15 protein-coding genes are annotated in these 13,963 nt (G+C 57.3%); 7 read left to right on the forward strand and 8 right to left on the reverse strand.

Annotated elements, in window-relative coordinates:
- Nucleotides 1-139 precede the first annotated feature (139 nt).
- A complete protein-coding gene (locus tag msub_RS10470; protein WP_048495966.1) occupies nucleotides 140-1,333 on the forward strand; it encodes a multidrug effflux MFS transporter in 1,194 nt (397 codons plus the stop codon).
- Nucleotides 1,334-1,357: 24 nt separating this feature from the next.
- On the opposite strand, the gene msub_RS10475 is transcribed toward msub_RS10470, so the two are convergent.
- Both msub_RS10475 and msub_RS10480 read right to left on the reverse strand, forming a co-directional pair.
- Complete coding sequence (locus msub_RS10475) at nucleotides 1,358-2,128, reverse strand: substrate-binding periplasmic protein (RefSeq protein WP_082146456.1); 771 nt, start codon at nucleotides 2,126-2,128, stop codon at nucleotides 1,358-1,360.
- Between the two features lie 208 nt (nucleotides 2,129-2,336).
- Nucleotides 2,337-3,203: a DMT family transporter gene (locus msub_RS10480; RefSeq protein WP_048495968.1), complete on the reverse strand. Its 867-nt coding sequence runs from the start codon at nucleotides 3,201-3,203 to the stop codon at nucleotides 2,337-2,339.
- A 224-nt stretch (nucleotides 3,204-3,427) separates the two neighbouring features.
- On the opposite strand from msub_RS10480, the gene msub_RS10485 reads away from it, so the two are divergent.
- The gene (locus tag msub_RS10485) at nucleotides 3,428-4,249 is read left to right on the forward strand and encodes a helix-turn-helix domain-containing protein (RefSeq protein ID WP_227506697.1); all 822 of its coding nucleotides are present in this window, start codon (nucleotides 3,428-3,430) and stop codon (nucleotides 4,247-4,249) included.
- A 72-nt stretch (nucleotides 4,250-4,321) separates the two neighbouring features.
- A complete protein-coding gene (locus tag msub_RS22350; RefSeq protein ID WP_048495970.1) occupies nucleotides 4,322-4,852 on the forward strand; it encodes a pilus assembly FimT family protein in 531 nt (176 codons plus the stop codon).
- Between the two features lie 34 nt (nucleotides 4,853-4,886).
- On the opposite strand, the gene msub_RS10495 is transcribed toward msub_RS22350, so the two are convergent.
- The gene (locus msub_RS10495) at nucleotides 4,887-5,300 is read right to left on the reverse strand and encodes a hypothetical protein (protein WP_048495971.1); all 414 of its coding nucleotides are present in this window, start codon (nucleotides 5,298-5,300) and stop codon (nucleotides 4,887-4,889) included.
- A 125-nt stretch (nucleotides 5,301-5,425) separates the two neighbouring features.
- Here msub_RS10495 and msub_RS10500 point away from each other — a divergent pair, with 125 nt between their 5' ends.
- The gene (locus msub_RS10500; protein ID WP_048495972.1) at nucleotides 5,426-5,995 is read left to right on the forward strand and encodes an NnrU family protein; all 570 of its coding nucleotides are present in this window, start codon (nucleotides 5,426-5,428) and stop codon (nucleotides 5,993-5,995) included.
- A gap of 20 nt (nucleotides 5,996-6,015) precedes the next feature.
- On the opposite strand, the gene msub_RS10505 is transcribed toward msub_RS10500, so the two are convergent.
- The 3 genes from msub_RS10505 to msub_RS10515 form a co-directional block, all read right to left on the reverse strand.
- Nucleotides 6,016-6,981, reverse strand: coding sequence for a zinc-binding metallopeptidase family protein (locus tag msub_RS10505; protein WP_048495973.1), 966 nt, complete (start codon nucleotides 6,979-6,981; stop codon nucleotides 6,016-6,018).
- A gap of 115 nt (nucleotides 6,982-7,096) precedes the next feature.
- Nucleotides 7,097-8,989, reverse strand: a complete 1,893-nt coding sequence (locus tag msub_RS10510; RefSeq protein WP_048495974.1) for a monovalent cation:proton antiporter-2 (CPA2) family protein — start codon at nucleotides 8,987-8,989, stop codon at nucleotides 7,097-7,099.
- Between the two features lie 69 nt (nucleotides 8,990-9,058).
- Nucleotides 9,059-9,919: a LysR family transcriptional regulator gene (locus msub_RS10515; protein WP_048495975.1), complete on the reverse strand. Its 861-nt coding sequence runs from the start codon at nucleotides 9,917-9,919 to the stop codon at nucleotides 9,059-9,061.
- A 191-nt stretch (nucleotides 9,920-10,110) separates the two neighbouring features.
- Between msub_RS10515 and msub_RS22125 the strand changes: the two genes are divergently transcribed.
- Both msub_RS22125 and msub_RS10525 read left to right on the forward strand, forming a co-directional pair.
- The gene (locus msub_RS22125; protein ID WP_227506698.1) at nucleotides 10,111-10,386 is read left to right on the forward strand and encodes a hypothetical protein; all 276 of its coding nucleotides are present in this window, start codon (nucleotides 10,111-10,113) and stop codon (nucleotides 10,384-10,386) included.
- Between the two features lie 433 nt (nucleotides 10,387-10,819).
- Nucleotides 10,820-11,290, forward strand: a complete 471-nt coding sequence (locus msub_RS10525) for a hypothetical protein (RefSeq protein ID WP_048495977.1) — start codon at nucleotides 10,820-10,822, stop codon at nucleotides 11,288-11,290.
- Nucleotides 11,291-11,339: 49 nt separating this feature from the next.
- Here msub_RS10525 and msub_RS10530 read toward each other — a convergent pair whose 3' ends face one another.
- Nucleotides 11,340-11,975 carry a pyridoxamine 5'-phosphate oxidase family protein gene (locus tag msub_RS10530; RefSeq protein ID WP_319803316.1) on the reverse strand — a complete coding sequence of 212 codons (636 nt, stop codon included), beginning with the start codon at nucleotides 11,973-11,975 and terminating at the stop codon, nucleotides 11,340-11,342.
- Between the two features lie 77 nt (nucleotides 11,976-12,052).
- Between msub_RS10530 and pdxR the strand changes: the two genes are divergently transcribed.
- Nucleotides 12,053-13,486, forward strand: coding sequence for a MocR-like pyridoxine biosynthesis transcription factor PdxR (gene pdxR / locus msub_RS10535; RefSeq protein ID WP_048495979.1), 1,434 nt, complete (start codon nucleotides 12,053-12,055; stop codon nucleotides 13,484-13,486).
- A gap of 21 nt (nucleotides 13,487-13,507) precedes the next feature.
- On the opposite strand, the gene msub_RS10540 is transcribed toward pdxR, so the two are convergent.
- Nucleotides 13,508-13,903 (reverse strand): DUF2784 domain-containing protein, encoded by a 396-nt coding sequence (locus tag msub_RS10540; protein ID WP_048495980.1) that lies wholly within the window; start codon nucleotides 13,901-13,903, stop codon nucleotides 13,508-13,510.
- Nucleotides 13,904-13,963 lie beyond the last annotated feature (60 nt).

Genomic DNA, 13,963 nt, shown 5'->3' on the forward strand with positions numbered 1-13,963 from the left:
GCTGCCCTGCTCACTGGAAGACTATACCAGCGCCTGCGCTCTTGCCATGACCAGGCGCGACGGAGATTTTTTGATTGGCCGTGGTCTGGTGAAATTCAGCAACGTATGGTTAGCTATCTACCTTTCAAGGAGTTGAATCTTGCCGCATCTGCAACTGGCTTTATTGTTGGGAATGACCGTAGCCCTGGGCCCTTTGGCACTTGATGCCTATCTGCCGGCGTTTCCGAACATTGCCGACGATCTGAATATTTCCCACAGCCATGTCGGATTAACGCTGAGCGCCTATGTCACAACCCTCGGTCTGGCCCAACTGGCGGGAGGTCCGCTGTCGGATCGTTATGGGCGCAAGCCCGTTCTCTTTGGCGGCCTGCTTGTCTTCGCCTTTGGCGCTGTGATGGTCTCGCTGGCGGACACGCTCTCCGCCATGGTTTTCTGGCGCATCGCCCAGGGCATCGGCGGGGCCTTCTGCGCGGTATCGGTGCCGGCCATCGTGCGGGACCAGGTCAGCGGGCAGGACGCCGCCCGCCTGTTCGGGCTGATTGGCCTGATCATGTTCATTGCGCCGGCGGCCGCCCCGTCTCTGGGCGCACTGATGCTGGCTCTGGGCGAATGGCACTGGATATTCCTGCTACTCGCCGGGTACGCGGTATTTATGCTGCTGGCCCTGAATATGGCGCTGTTCCCCAAGCTCAAGCCACGCCCGCGGAGCAACACGCCTCTCAAAACACTGGTTACCAATTATCTACTGGTACTCCGGCATGCAACCACCATGCGCTTCGTGGGCATCCAGGTGCTGTGCTTCAGTACCATGTTGCTGTTTATCACTCATTCCTCGTTCATTTATCAGGAATGGTACGGCCTCTCCAACGGTACTTTTGCCATTCTGTTCGCCGCCAACATTGCCTTTATGGCCGCACTGAACCTGATCAACCGGCCGCTGCTGCGGCGGTTCTCATCGGCAGTTCTGGTGCGGGCCCAGGTGATCATGCAGTGCCTGGCCCTGGTCGCGCTGGTAATAACGGTTTGGGCCGGGGGGCCGCTCTGGCTGGTGGCGACCTGCATTATCGTCGCGATCGGCTCGCAGGGCGGGATAGTGCCCAATAACATGGCCAACGCCATGGAGTTTTTCCCTCACCTCAGCGGCACGGCCGCGGCTTTACTGGGCGCCTCCCAGTTTACCATTGCCGGGGCCATCAGCACGGCTTCATCGGTCTTTGGCAGCCAGTCTCTGCTGACCATCAGCCTGAGTATGCTGGCCTGCTCAACGGGCGCAGTCATTCTGGCTCTGGGCGCACCCGGGGCAGTTGCCCGGGCGACCACGGCGGTAAGGTGACTGGGCGTAGTCGTTGTTGGTTACTCAGAGGTAGTCGAAAGGCTCGGAGCTCATGATCCGGACAACCGTACCGTCTTGCAGCATGTCCCTGATGGCCTGGTCGAACTGGTCAATCAGCCCGGCACCCCGACCGGTCTTGGCGAGGCCTATCCGGAAACCGACTGCCTCGAAAGGCCCCTGCTGAGCTACCAGCCGGGATTTCAACTGAGGATAATCGTGGAGTGAGTACTCCCCCGCCATTCGGTTAACCAGAAAAACGTCAATCCAACCACGCTCCAATCGCTTGAAATTACTAACGATAGAAGGTGCGTCATCGAGTGTCAGGTTAAACTGCTCCACCGCGCTGTTGAACGATTCACCGTAATTAAACCCTGTCACGACTCCAATTCTTAGCCCCTGCAACTCGGCAAAGCTAAGTCGAGCGCGGGCCTGTGGATTATCCCCCCTGTACCAGAGCAGATTGGCGTCCCAGATCAGGGGCGTACTCATAACGAGAAAATGCTTTCGCTCATCGTTTTCAGTCAGCAGCATAATTCCATCAGCGGTGCCGTCCTCGGCCATTTTCAGGCACCTGAGCCAGGGCAGGATGTGCAGTTGCACCGGCCGTTCTATTCGCCGGGCTATCTCATTGATGAAATCAACGGCATAACCGCCAACCGCCTGACCATCAGCGTCTCCATAGCTGTACGGCGGCCAATGGCTGTTGCAGAAACGCAAAGGCTCACCAGCCGCCTCTTCCGCGTGCAGGACCGGAACAGAAAAGAACAATAAAAACAGGAAACTGAGCCTTATCATGGGGCGTACTCAAAAGAGAGACTCAATTGATGGGGCACTGTCTTCCGGACGGCATCCCACATACAACATGCCCGGGAAGGCACTTTTTCATTATAGTCCTACTCGCCCATTTCAGGCTCGTTTATCGCCTGTGAATCTCAGCGCCAGAGCAAAGCAGAGATCCTATCAGGCCGGCGCTGGTGGATGCACTGAGGAAGCTCCACAAGTACTACGCTTTGGCCGACCGGAACAGAATATAATTCCCCAGCAATGCCAGGATGGCCCCTAGAACCGCCGTTGCTGCCCATTCAAAGCCCTCGAGCCAGGTCGAAACGCTCAGGGCAACCACGGGGAAAAGCACCGTCGCGTAGCCGGCCTTGTCGGCGCCCAGCGTCTGAATCACCGTGATGTAGCAATAAAACGCAATGATGGAGCCGGGCACCGCCAGAAAGACGGTTGCCCCCCAGAATGTCGCTGCAGTGGGGACCACCCATTCCACACCCTGAATCAGGCACCAGATGCCGAGAATCAACGCGCCGTAAACCATGGCCCAGGCATTGGCCAGGAACAGCGGCACCTGGGACATCCGCACCTTGATGCTGACGAGGTTACCCATGGAAAACCAGAAGGTGCCGGCAATCGCGAACAGAATGCTGGTGGCTGTGGCGTTACCCAGTTGCAGATCGTGCCAGAACAGCAGGGCGACGCCAGTGATACCCAGAGAGATCGCCGGATAAAGCCGGGCGGTAGGCCGCAACCGCAACCAGAGCCAGCCATTCAAAGCGTTAAACAGAGCGGCCAGCGAGAACACCACGGCCAGCAGACCGCTTGTCATTGATTCAGCCGCACGATAAATCAAAAGGAAGTTGATGCTATACAAGGTCGCCCCCTGCAGCACCAGCCAACCATGCTGTTTCAGAGTCAGCTTTTCCAGCCTGCGCACCAGAGCTACAACCAGCAATGCGACGACAGAGGCCATGACGAATCGGTAGAAAACGGATATATCGACCGGCGCTGCTTCAACCTGAAGACGAATCGCTGTCCAGGTGAGGCCCCAGATCAGTACCGTCAAACCATAGTGAACAGAGATGGGCATGGCGTTGATTCCTGTTGCTATCGGGAACAATCGTTGATCAGGGATCAGCGTAAGACTCAAACAACACCAAAACTTGTCAGATCCTGCTGAACCATGGATGATTCTTGCGGAGGCTCCCTATGCAGACCGATCCTGAATCCTTACCCAAGCGCCCGAAGCAACCGCGCCCGGCAAATCGCGACATTGTCGATACCCTGAGAACCGCTGGCGTCGCTCCCCAGCGAATGCTTGAACTGGATCAGGGGCGGGCTCTGGCGCAATGGCAGAATCGTCAGGGTGAGGTGCGTTACGAGCGGCCCCGACACCATGCTCTGAGCATTTACATAGACAAGGGCGAGCAAGCCAGAAGGGTATTGAACGGGAAAGTTGTCAGTCAGGGCTTTCCGGGTGCCGTTTGCCTGTTTCCTGCAGGCAGCCGCTCAAGTTGGCAAATCAGCGGACAGTTCGAATTTTTTCATCTCTATTTCAATGATCTGGACGTCGCCCGGTGCGCCGAACAGACATGGGATGCCGACCCGGACAAACGCCAACTTTCCGAGCTATACCATGCAGAAGACCCGGTTCTCGCCCAAGCCGGCAAGCTCCTTGCACTCAGCGACTGGCAGGCCCCAGGCCAAACCATGGCCATGGATCACCTCGCACAATGGCTTCTACTGCAGGTCGTCAGCCGCCACTCTGATATTCGGCAACCCCTTCCGGAAGTCACAGGGCAGCTGTCACTTCGATACCGCCGGCTCTTGCAGGAACGCATCAACGCGGAACTGGGCCAGTCGTTAACGCTCGCCAATATGGCAAGTTGGGTCAGCCTGAGTCCTTTTCATTTTGCCAGGCTTTTCAAGGCCACATTCGGTTGCGCGCCTTATCAATATGTCCAGGAGCAACGATTAATCCTGGCTCGCGACCTGCTTCGCAACAACAGAGACAAAATCACTGCCATTGCACTCATGTGTGGATTCAATGATTCCAGTCAATTCAGCCGGGCGTTCAAGTCCAGATTCGGAATCAGCCCTTCAGGCTATCGATCCCACTGCAGTTCCGGTCAATGAAGCAGCATGGATTCGTTTTAGAATTCATGGAATAATGCCTTGTTTATCAAAGCCTTCAGACGAGCACTATCCATGGCAACTCGCCCCGAAAAACCGCCGAATTCAGACGGGTTTACGCTGATCGAACTGGTTCTCGTCATTGTCATTCTTGGAGTTCTGGCCGCCTTTGCCCTGCCACGTTTTTCGGACCTCTCCACCGATGCCCGCCTGGCAGCATTGGATTCATTGACAGGCACGATGAAAAGCACCATCGGAATTGTAAGAAGCAAGGCCTATGCTCAGGGGCTGTCCCCTGCAGCAACCAATCCTGGCGGAAATCAGCAGACTGGCTACGTAATAGAAACTGAAGCGGGCCGTTCAGAGGTGGACTGGCGCAACCTTTGCCCTGAAAGCCGAGCCGAGGCCGCAGATTCTCTAACAATGCTGGATTACATCTCGGTGGACGCCAACGATTCCTCCCTGGAGACTTTCGTTGACAACCAGTACACCCGTGTAGGGTTTTCTCTACCTGCAGGATCTGGCTCCGGCCCGGGCTGCTATGTCGAATACGATTCCTTCGGCGATCCGGAATGCACGGTGACCCAGATAACCACTGAGTGCTGACACACGTCTTGGCGCAAGGTAGTTGGGGTATCGCCTACTTTACCAAGCCCGACCGGGGCACAAGACACTCCATCGCCGTGAGTGAAACGTCTCGAAATACGCCCTCCGAGGCCACAACACTCGGAAATCGATCGTAAAGCATCCGACGGCATGTAGAGGTTCGTGCCTCGGCTTTTTCGACGCAATCAGCGTGGGCCTTCGCGCCACTGCCCTCGCCAGTAGCATCAGAACAGAATTCCGGAATCTGCCCAAAAATCCAGTCGACAGCGGCGCTCAACTCAACCGGATTGGCCCGCAGATTGGTCAGTCGGCTCGCATCAATTGGCTCCGGCTGTTCACGGGTCTGTTCCCAGAGAACAAACAACAGAGCGGCAGATACCAGTACAACTGTGACCGTGGGAAACTTCATGGGCGCCTTTTCGATCCGGTGAATCAGATCGCCGATCATAAACGCTCAGGCATCCTGTGTCCCGGTTTCCTATACTATCCGGGATTCCATGCATTGGGCCCCGATACGGCCAAAGCCCCTATTTCTGAAGCACCACACTCACAAAGCGACAAGGAGTTCTGCAAATGACCACACTGATTGTTGGTCTCATTCTGTTTCTCGGCGTGCACTCGCTTTCCATAATTAACGAGCCTCTGCGTAACAGGCTGAACGCGTCCATGGGCGAGGGAGCCTTTAAGGCGCTCTATTCCCTGGTATCCCTGGTGGGTCTGGTTCTGATCGTCTGGGGTTACGGCGCCGCCCGGATGGATCCCACCGTGATCTACGTGCCACCCGGCTGGCTCAAACATGTGTCCTTCCTGCTCCTGGTCCCTGTATTCCCGTTACTGTTTGCCACCTACTTCCCGGGGAAAATCAAGGCGAAGCTGGGACACCCCATGCTGGTGGCCGTAAAACTCTGGGCCCTGGCACACCTGCTGGCCAACGGGATGCTCCACGATCTTCTGCTATTCGGCGCCTTCCTGGCCTGGGCCGTGGCCGACCGGATTTCGATGAAACGCAGAACACAACGGGCCATCCCCACGCTGCCCGCCACCAAAGCCAACGACGTGATCGCCGTGCTCGGTGGTCTTGCGGTGTATGTGATCATGGTGGTGTGGGCTCACCAGTGGCTCTTTGGCGTGGCGCCGGCCTGAACGACCGGCGCTCAAACGGCTTAAAGCCCCTGGGCTCCCCGGCGCAACCAGTCGTGCACGAACGCCAGTTTGCGTTGTGCCGTTTGCGAGAGCACGAAGGGGTAAAGATCGGAAAGGCCCATGGCGCGGTTCACATGGTTCACCCGAATAGCCAGCGACGCTGCGACGTTAATCAGCATTGCCGTGTCGGATTCTGAGTAGGGATCCCAGCCGTGTCTCGGCACCTCGGGCGACGTCAGGCCGGATGCCACAAGACTGTCAGTGATGTCCGTCAGGTGCAGCAGATGTGCAGCAGTCTCGGCCCAGTCTTCGTGGGGGTGTGCCGAGGCATAGCTGGTCAGGTAGAACAGCCGCCAGTTGTCCGGCGGGCCCTGATGATAGTGGCGCTCAAGGGCAGCAGGGTAATCGGCGCGCTCATCACCAAACATTTCCCGGAAAGCATCCAGGAAATCCTCGCGCAGACTCAGGCGCCACCAGAGCATATGGGAGATCTCATGGCGCATGTGGCCCATCATGGTTCGGTAAGGCTCATCCAGCGCCTGACGGCGGGTAGCGCGAATCACAGGATCAGCCTCCGCCACACTGATTGTCACCACACCGTTTGCGTGCCCCATCGCAACTGGGGTCAGACCCTCGGCCAGCATGTGGAAAACCGGGCGCGTGCCCGGATCCTCCGGGCGAAACCAGTGCCAGCGGCCGAGGTTGTCCAGCACCCAGCGCTTTGCCGCCTCCGTTGTAGCCCAGTTTGGCATGGCATTTGGAATATTCGGGTCCGGCGCCAGAGCTGTCATGGCGCAGGAACGGCAGAATGCCCCCTGTTCCGGTGCAATCCAGTTACAGCCAATGATCTCCCGGTTCACGCAAAAGGGTGGCATGGGAAGAAATGCCCGGGCCTGTGGATCGTAGGCAACAGGCGTTCCCTGAGCGGTGGTCAGGTTGTCAAACCACAGATTTCCGGAACCAACCGGGTTGGAAAATACCTTCATAGAGCTGGTGCTCCTTTTGTACGGCAGAGTGCTTGAAAATGGAGTACCGCTCTCCTGAACCTATACCCTACAGCACAGGAACACCAGCCATGGCGGCAAATCGATATTGGCTGAATCAGTCTCCAGAAGGTTCGGGCGGTCTCCAGACCGGCACATCCTCCTGCTTCGGCTCGTCCCAGTCCCGCTGCATGGCGCTGCTCAGCGCCTCTTCCAGTTTCATGAACAACTCACCGTAACGAGGGCTGAAACTGATGCCCTCCTCGATTTCTTTCCAGGCGTCGAACAACTCGTCCTCATGGGCCTTTTCATTGTCCAGAAACGCCCAGGTCATCTGACGGGCACGCATCGGGTGCACGCCCATTGCAGTCAACGCGTGGCCGCCGAGTTCAAGCGCCGAGTGATAGGTTTCGCTTACCACGTCATCCGCCCCCGCCTCTCTCAAGCGGTATCCGTGGCCACGGTCAAAGGCGCGGGCAAGCACCCAGACGCCGGGGAAGAACTGCTTCACGTGTTCCACCATCTGCACCGAGCGGTCGCGATCATCAATGGCGACGACCAGCAGGCGGGCCTGCTCGATGCCGGCTGTTTCCAGCAAATCCGACCGGCTGGCATCGCCGAAGAAACTCTTGATATTGATCTGTCGAAGGTTCTCGATCTGTTCTATCTCATGGTCCAGGGCGACGATTGGAATGCTGTTGGCCCGTAACAGACGGCAGATTATCTGGCCGAAACGACCGACACCGGCGACAATCACCGGCGCCTGCTCATCAATGGTGTCGGCTTCCCGATCGTCGTTTTTTGAACGTCGGTAACGTGGCAACACGACCCGGTCGTAGGCGATGAACAGCAATGGTGTCAGAAACATGGAGAGCGCCACCACCAGCGAAAGAACCTGTGACGTCTCCACCGGGATGACGTTGTTCTGAACGCTGTACGTGAGCAGGACAAAGCCAAACTCGCCGGCCTGTGCCAGGCCCAGCGTAAACAGCCAGCCGTTACTGCCACGAACCCGGAAGACCAGTGCCAGGACAAGAAGAATGGCCGCTTTCACAACAATAACGGCCACCGCCAGAGACACCACCGTGCCCCACTGCGCTGATAACACATCAAAATTGATGCTGGCGCCCACGGTGATAAAAAACAGGCCCAGCAGCAGCCCCTTGAAGGGCTCGATGTTCGCTTCCAGCTCGTGGCGGAACTCACTGTTGGCCAAGACTACGCCCGCAAGAAAGGCACCCAGCGCCGGTGAAAGACTGACCAGACTCATGAGAGCGGCGATCCCGATGATCAGCATCAGGGCGGTGGCGGTGAAGACCTCCCGTAATCCGGACTGCACCACATACCGGAACAGCGGCCGGCTGAGGTAGTGGCCGCCGACAACGACCGCTGCGATGGCTGCAACCACCACCAGCCCATGCGCCCAGCCGGGCAGGCTGGCCACCAGACTCAGGCCGCTTTCGTGGTCAGCCGAGGTGCCCGTTCCATCCATCAGTTCCGGTAGAGCCAGCAGCGGAATCAGCGCAAGCATGGGAATAACGGCGATGTCCTGAAACAGCAACACCGAGAAAGCACTTCGCCCGCCCTCGGTTCTGCCCAGGCCTTTCTCGTTGAGAGTCTGCAGCACAATCGCGGTGGAGGACAGCGCAAAGATCAGACCGACAGCAAGCGCCGTCTGCCACTGTAGCCCAAGCCAAATGCCCACGCCCGTACCGGCTGCCGCTGTCAGTACGACCTGAAGCCCACCAAGCCCAACCAGCCGGACCCGCATGGCCCAGAGCGCCTTGGGATCGAGTTCCATACCCACCAGGAACAGCATCATCACCACGCCAAACTCGGCAAAATGCTGGATGGTATTGGCCTCCTGGCCGACCAGCCCCATTAGCGGGCCAATCACTACGCCCGCCACCAGGTAGCCGAGTACGGAGCCCAGACCCAGCCGCTTGGCCAGGGGCACCGCGATCACCGCCGCAACGAGGTAGATAAACGCCTGAACAAAGTAGACTGTCATTGATTGTTCTCTTTATCTGAAACCAGACCGGCTGCAGCCCCGGCGGCCCATCGCCCCCGGCAAATCTGTTCAACGCAGGCTCTGGAAAGCACCTTTTACATGGGAGGCGAGAGCATCGGTCAGCGGGTCCGAACCCCGACGCACCAACGCCAAATGATAAACGCCGATCTCCGGCAGGCTGTCGCCGGCAATCTCTTTCAGGGGCGGGCGTACCAGGCTTTTCGGGAACGGTGCCACGGCAAGATCCGCCAGCATGGCAGCCTCCTGCCCGGAGCAATGCTCACAGGTGTAGGCAATTCTATAGGCTATGCCCGCTGTGTCGAGCGCCCGTAACGTCATACGGCGCCAGGCACAATCTTCATGGGCCATGGCAATCGGCAATGGCGAACGCAGGTACGCCGAGGCTCCTTCACGACCCGCCCAGACAAGAGGCTCTTCATGAACCACCTCACCGCGGGTAACAGCGCCCTCATCCGCCACGGTTACCAGGGTCATATCCAGTTGGCCAGCGTCCAGACGAGCCAGGTTCTGTTTGCTGGAGCCAACAACCACATCAACCAGTACGGCGGGATAGGATCTGGCGAACTCCGCAAGCACCTCCGGCAGAATGCGGGTGCCGACATCGTCGGAAGTTCCGATACCGACTTTTCCCTCAAGGATTGGTGATATGAAATGCTGGACGGCTTCTTCATTAAGGCGCAGCAACCGCCGACCGTAATCGAGCAGAATTTCACCGTCTGCCGTCAACGTGACCCGCCGCGGTTCACGGATGAACAGCGTTTTGCCCAGGTTCTTTTCAAGCTGCTTGATCTGCATGCTCAGGGCCGAGGGCGTACGATGCACCACTCGTGCTGCACTGGTGAAAGTGCCGCATTCAGCGATCGCGACAAAGCTCCTCAGAACTTCGTTATCAAGCAGTGGAATCTTCACTGAAAACCCTCGTGAGTCAGATTCTGGCCGGAAACTGACTTAAGCATAACTGAACGAGAACTTAAATTCTTTTCGTTTGATTGAAGGTATCGAGAGGACCACACTAGGCTCTGCGAGTATCCGTATGCGAGTTACACGATGTCTCCACGCGAGCCGCTGCAAGCCATTCACCAACCGTCGGGGCCGTAGATATGTTGAAGAGTACAGAGCACCACGCAACCGCGGCAATGCTGCCGGTCACCTCCTGGCTGGAAGGGTATTCCAGGCGTCAGCAATTCCGCCGTATGGCGCAGTCGCTGCTGAAGGAAAAGGATGACATACTTTCGGATCTCGGCTACGACCGACATGATCTGGAAGGCGCCCTGCACCTTCCTATCCGCAACGACGCCATGCAGTACATTGAAGCGTGTCGCTCCAAGCGCGCCATGGAAGCACGGCGGACAAAAAGTCCCCAACTTGCCGGCTAAGGCAGAAAAGCGCACCAATTCATAGTCGTCTGACAGCACATCGGCCAGATGGCGGATGTGCTCAGGTGTAATTTCACAGCAGCCACCAACGACGCTGGCACCATCCCCCAACCACTGTTTCACCTGAATTGCATAGGCCCCGGGGGAAACGTCCGGCCAGCTCAGGCATTGCCTGCAAAATCACCTCCGGATCACAGGGTTTTGAGGGGATCTTCGGACATTGGCTCCGGTTCGTTCTGAGGGTTGTCATCTCTACTCAAGAACAGCCATGGTAGCCCAATAATCGCTGACGGCGGAACCTAAAGGCCAACTTCCAGGACAAGCCAAACCTCACACGGACTGGATTACCAGAGAATGAGCAATCCTTAAGCGAAATCATCCGTCCTTACTTGTAGCCTGCGCCTGAATTGATCAACGCTGAGGACTACCCGACATGATCAACATGCTGGCAGCAATCCCGGTCAGGGCGTTATTTGCCCGACTGTTTTCACTCGTATTTTTTCTGTTGGCCTTCACCCTCGTCAGTACCACGGTCATGGAAGTTGTCAGGCACCTTCAGTCCGGGCAACAGCTCATGGAAGCGCTTATCAAAGGCGTCAACGGTAGTATCATAGCGCTGGCGGTTTATGAGCTGGCAATGGTCATCCGTTCCGAATATAGCGGACGATCAGAGTCGCACGACGTCATCACCATGATGAGACGAACCCTGCCACGCTTCATCGGAACGGTATGCGTTGCAATGTCGCTTGAAGGGCTGATTATGATCATCAAGTACAGTCAGCTTGATCTGGCCGGCAACCTTTATTATCCCGTCGCCATCATTAGCAGCACCGCGCTCCTGCTCGCGGCACTCGGGGTGTTTCTGAAGATGGCGCCCAGCGAGCAGAAAAACTCCTGTGAATGAAGCCTCCGAATCGCCGGCAGGGCCAACGATACGCTCAGAAATCAAGGGGTCATCGGCCTCCTGCCGGCAGGGTTCCACGCCAAACCGGCAGCGCCAGATCCTCCGGATCGTCATTCGGACCGCCGGTGCGACTTTTGAACGCGCCTTCTTCAATCGGTATCCGGAATAATGCCGTTGCCTTTCGCTCCTTGTCATTCGGCGCCCTGACCTGCTCCCACCGCCCTGGCTCAATCTGGTTGATGATGGCGCGGAACGCGGCATCAAAGGCCGCATCGTCGGTTACCGGCACAGCCCGGCCGTACAGCACCAGTGACTCGTAGTTAGCGCTGTGATGGAACGCTGATTTTGTCATAACCCACTCATTCGTCACCGCAAACGAAATGCAAAGTAATGCGCCAGAGCCGAGACGCCGGGACAACCGTCCGCCGTTGAGTGTGTGAAGGTAAAGATCATTACCAAGCCGCCATGCGGTGATCGGAATAATGCGAGGCTCGCCATCTTCAACAAATCCCACATGCGCCGTTTTGAGCCGATCAATCAGCCGGTATGCTGTTTCTCTGTCATAGCTGGCTCGCTTTACCGCCCTCTGCACCCTGCTGCGTGGACAGGAAGTCAGGGGTGATGCGGTGGCTCCTGTCGCGTCAATCGTTGTCATCAAAAGCTCCTGAATAGTCCCGTACTTCATCAAATATACGTCTATTGAAAGGCAGTTCTGATACCATCAAAAGATCCAGATTGTGAATTTTTATAGGACCAGTTGATGTGATTGACGATATCCGGCTGGACGGCGAGCATCCCCTGCAACACCAACTGTATCAACGACTGTCCGAGCGGATACTCGACCAGCGATACCCACCCGGGCGCCAGCTGCCACCCAGCCGCCAGATGGCTCAGGATCTCGGCATCAGCCGCAATACGGTGAACGCCGTTTATGACCAGCTCAAAGCGGAGGGCTTTCTTCAAAGCCGAGCGGGCAAGGGTGTCTTTGTCCATGAAGACATTAAATCAGCGGTGAACCCCTCTGGGCCGGGCCTGAACAAATCTGGTGGCGTGTCCATGGAACTGCCACCGCTGCCTGCACTGCCACGGGGGAAGTCGAAGCCTGTTGAAGACGCCAATTTGCCATTTCAGCCGGGCCTGCCGGATCTGGACGCGTTTCCCATCCGCAGCTGGAACCGGATCCTGCACCACCAGGAAAGCCGGCGGACACTGAGGGGATATGACAGCATCCAGGGATATCAGCCCCTGAGACGCGCCATCGCTGCGTACGTGAGAACCTCCCGCGGTGTTCGCTGCGAAGAACATCAAGTCATCATCACCAACGGCGCACAACAGGCGCTCTCGCTTATTGCCGACGCTTTTCTGCAGCGTGGAGACAGTGTCCTGTGTGAGAATCCAGGCTATCGTGGCGCCCGAAACGCGCTGGGCCGTTTGGGCAATCCACTGATTCCAATCCCCCTTAAAAACCAGGTCCTGGATGTTGAAGCACTGCAAGGCCTGAAGCCTGCCAGGGCCAGACTCCTGTTCTGCACACCCACGCACCAATACCCCATGGGCGGCATTCTTGATCTCTCCCAGCGCATGGCGCTTGTTCAATGGGCCCAGAAAAACGGATGCTGGATTATCGAGGACGACTACGACAGCGAGTTCCACTTCTACAACAAACCCTTCGCCGCCATTCAGGGCATGTTCGAAAACGGACCCGTGCTCTATATGGGCAGTTTCAGCAAAACTCTGCTGCCCGCATTACGCGTCGGCTATCTGGTGGTCCCGGAGACGGTGGTCGAACCCTTGCTCTGGGCAAAGCAGATTAGCGGTGGCGAGACGCCACTTCTTACCCAGGCAACCATCGCCGAATTCATTGAGAGTGGCCAGTTCACACGCCATCTGCGGCGCATGCGCCAGCTATACCGGGACAAGTGGCAACTCTTCCAGCGCGAGGTTACGGAAAAGCTCGGCGGTCTTGCTCAACCGGTGGCGGAAAGCGCCGGGATGCATCTGGTGCTTGAAGGGGATTTTGACGATTTAGCGCTCAGCCAATGGTTGAAGACCAAGGGGTTTGGAAGTACGCCACTGAGCGCACATTTTCTCGGAGAGGAAACAAAAACTGGCCTGGTTATGGGCTTTGCCAGTGCCAATGACCGCGAGATCGTTCATTGCGTGGCGACATTGCGATCAGGACTGACGAAACTATGAGTTCAAAGTAACTCCACCGTCTCAACGACGGGCAGGTCGCACCAGAAACCAGCTGGCCAGGACCAGCGCGCCGAACACCGTGTAAGCCAGAATAAACACCCAGTCCGGCGCACTGTAATACAGGAGGGACTGCAGCCAATGCTGGATGAACGATCCCTCGTAGCCCGCCTCCCCGGCCTTTGCCCGAAGCGCCATCTCCCAGGTCGTAAGCGGGCAAAGCACACCCAGCCAGGATTGCAGAACCACGATAGCGATCACAACCAGATGGCTCAGGCGGAACCAGAAATTACGGACCCACCGCCAGTGCAGGAAATAGCCAGCGAACGTTGCCATCAGGCCCAATATGACGAAGGCCACCAGCATCGTGTGCAGGATCAGGAGTGCATCAGCAAAGATCAGGAACCAGTGGGCGTCCATCGCGAACCTCCAAAGACTGCGGTATTCCCAGTTTTCGTCTATTGTAGAGGCACGTCAATC

Origin of the sequence: Marinobacter subterrani (genome assembly GCF_001045555.1) — a bacterium.
GTDB classification, from domain to species: Bacteria; Pseudomonadota; Gammaproteobacteria; order Pseudomonadales; family Oleiphilaceae; genus Marinobacter; species Marinobacter subterrani.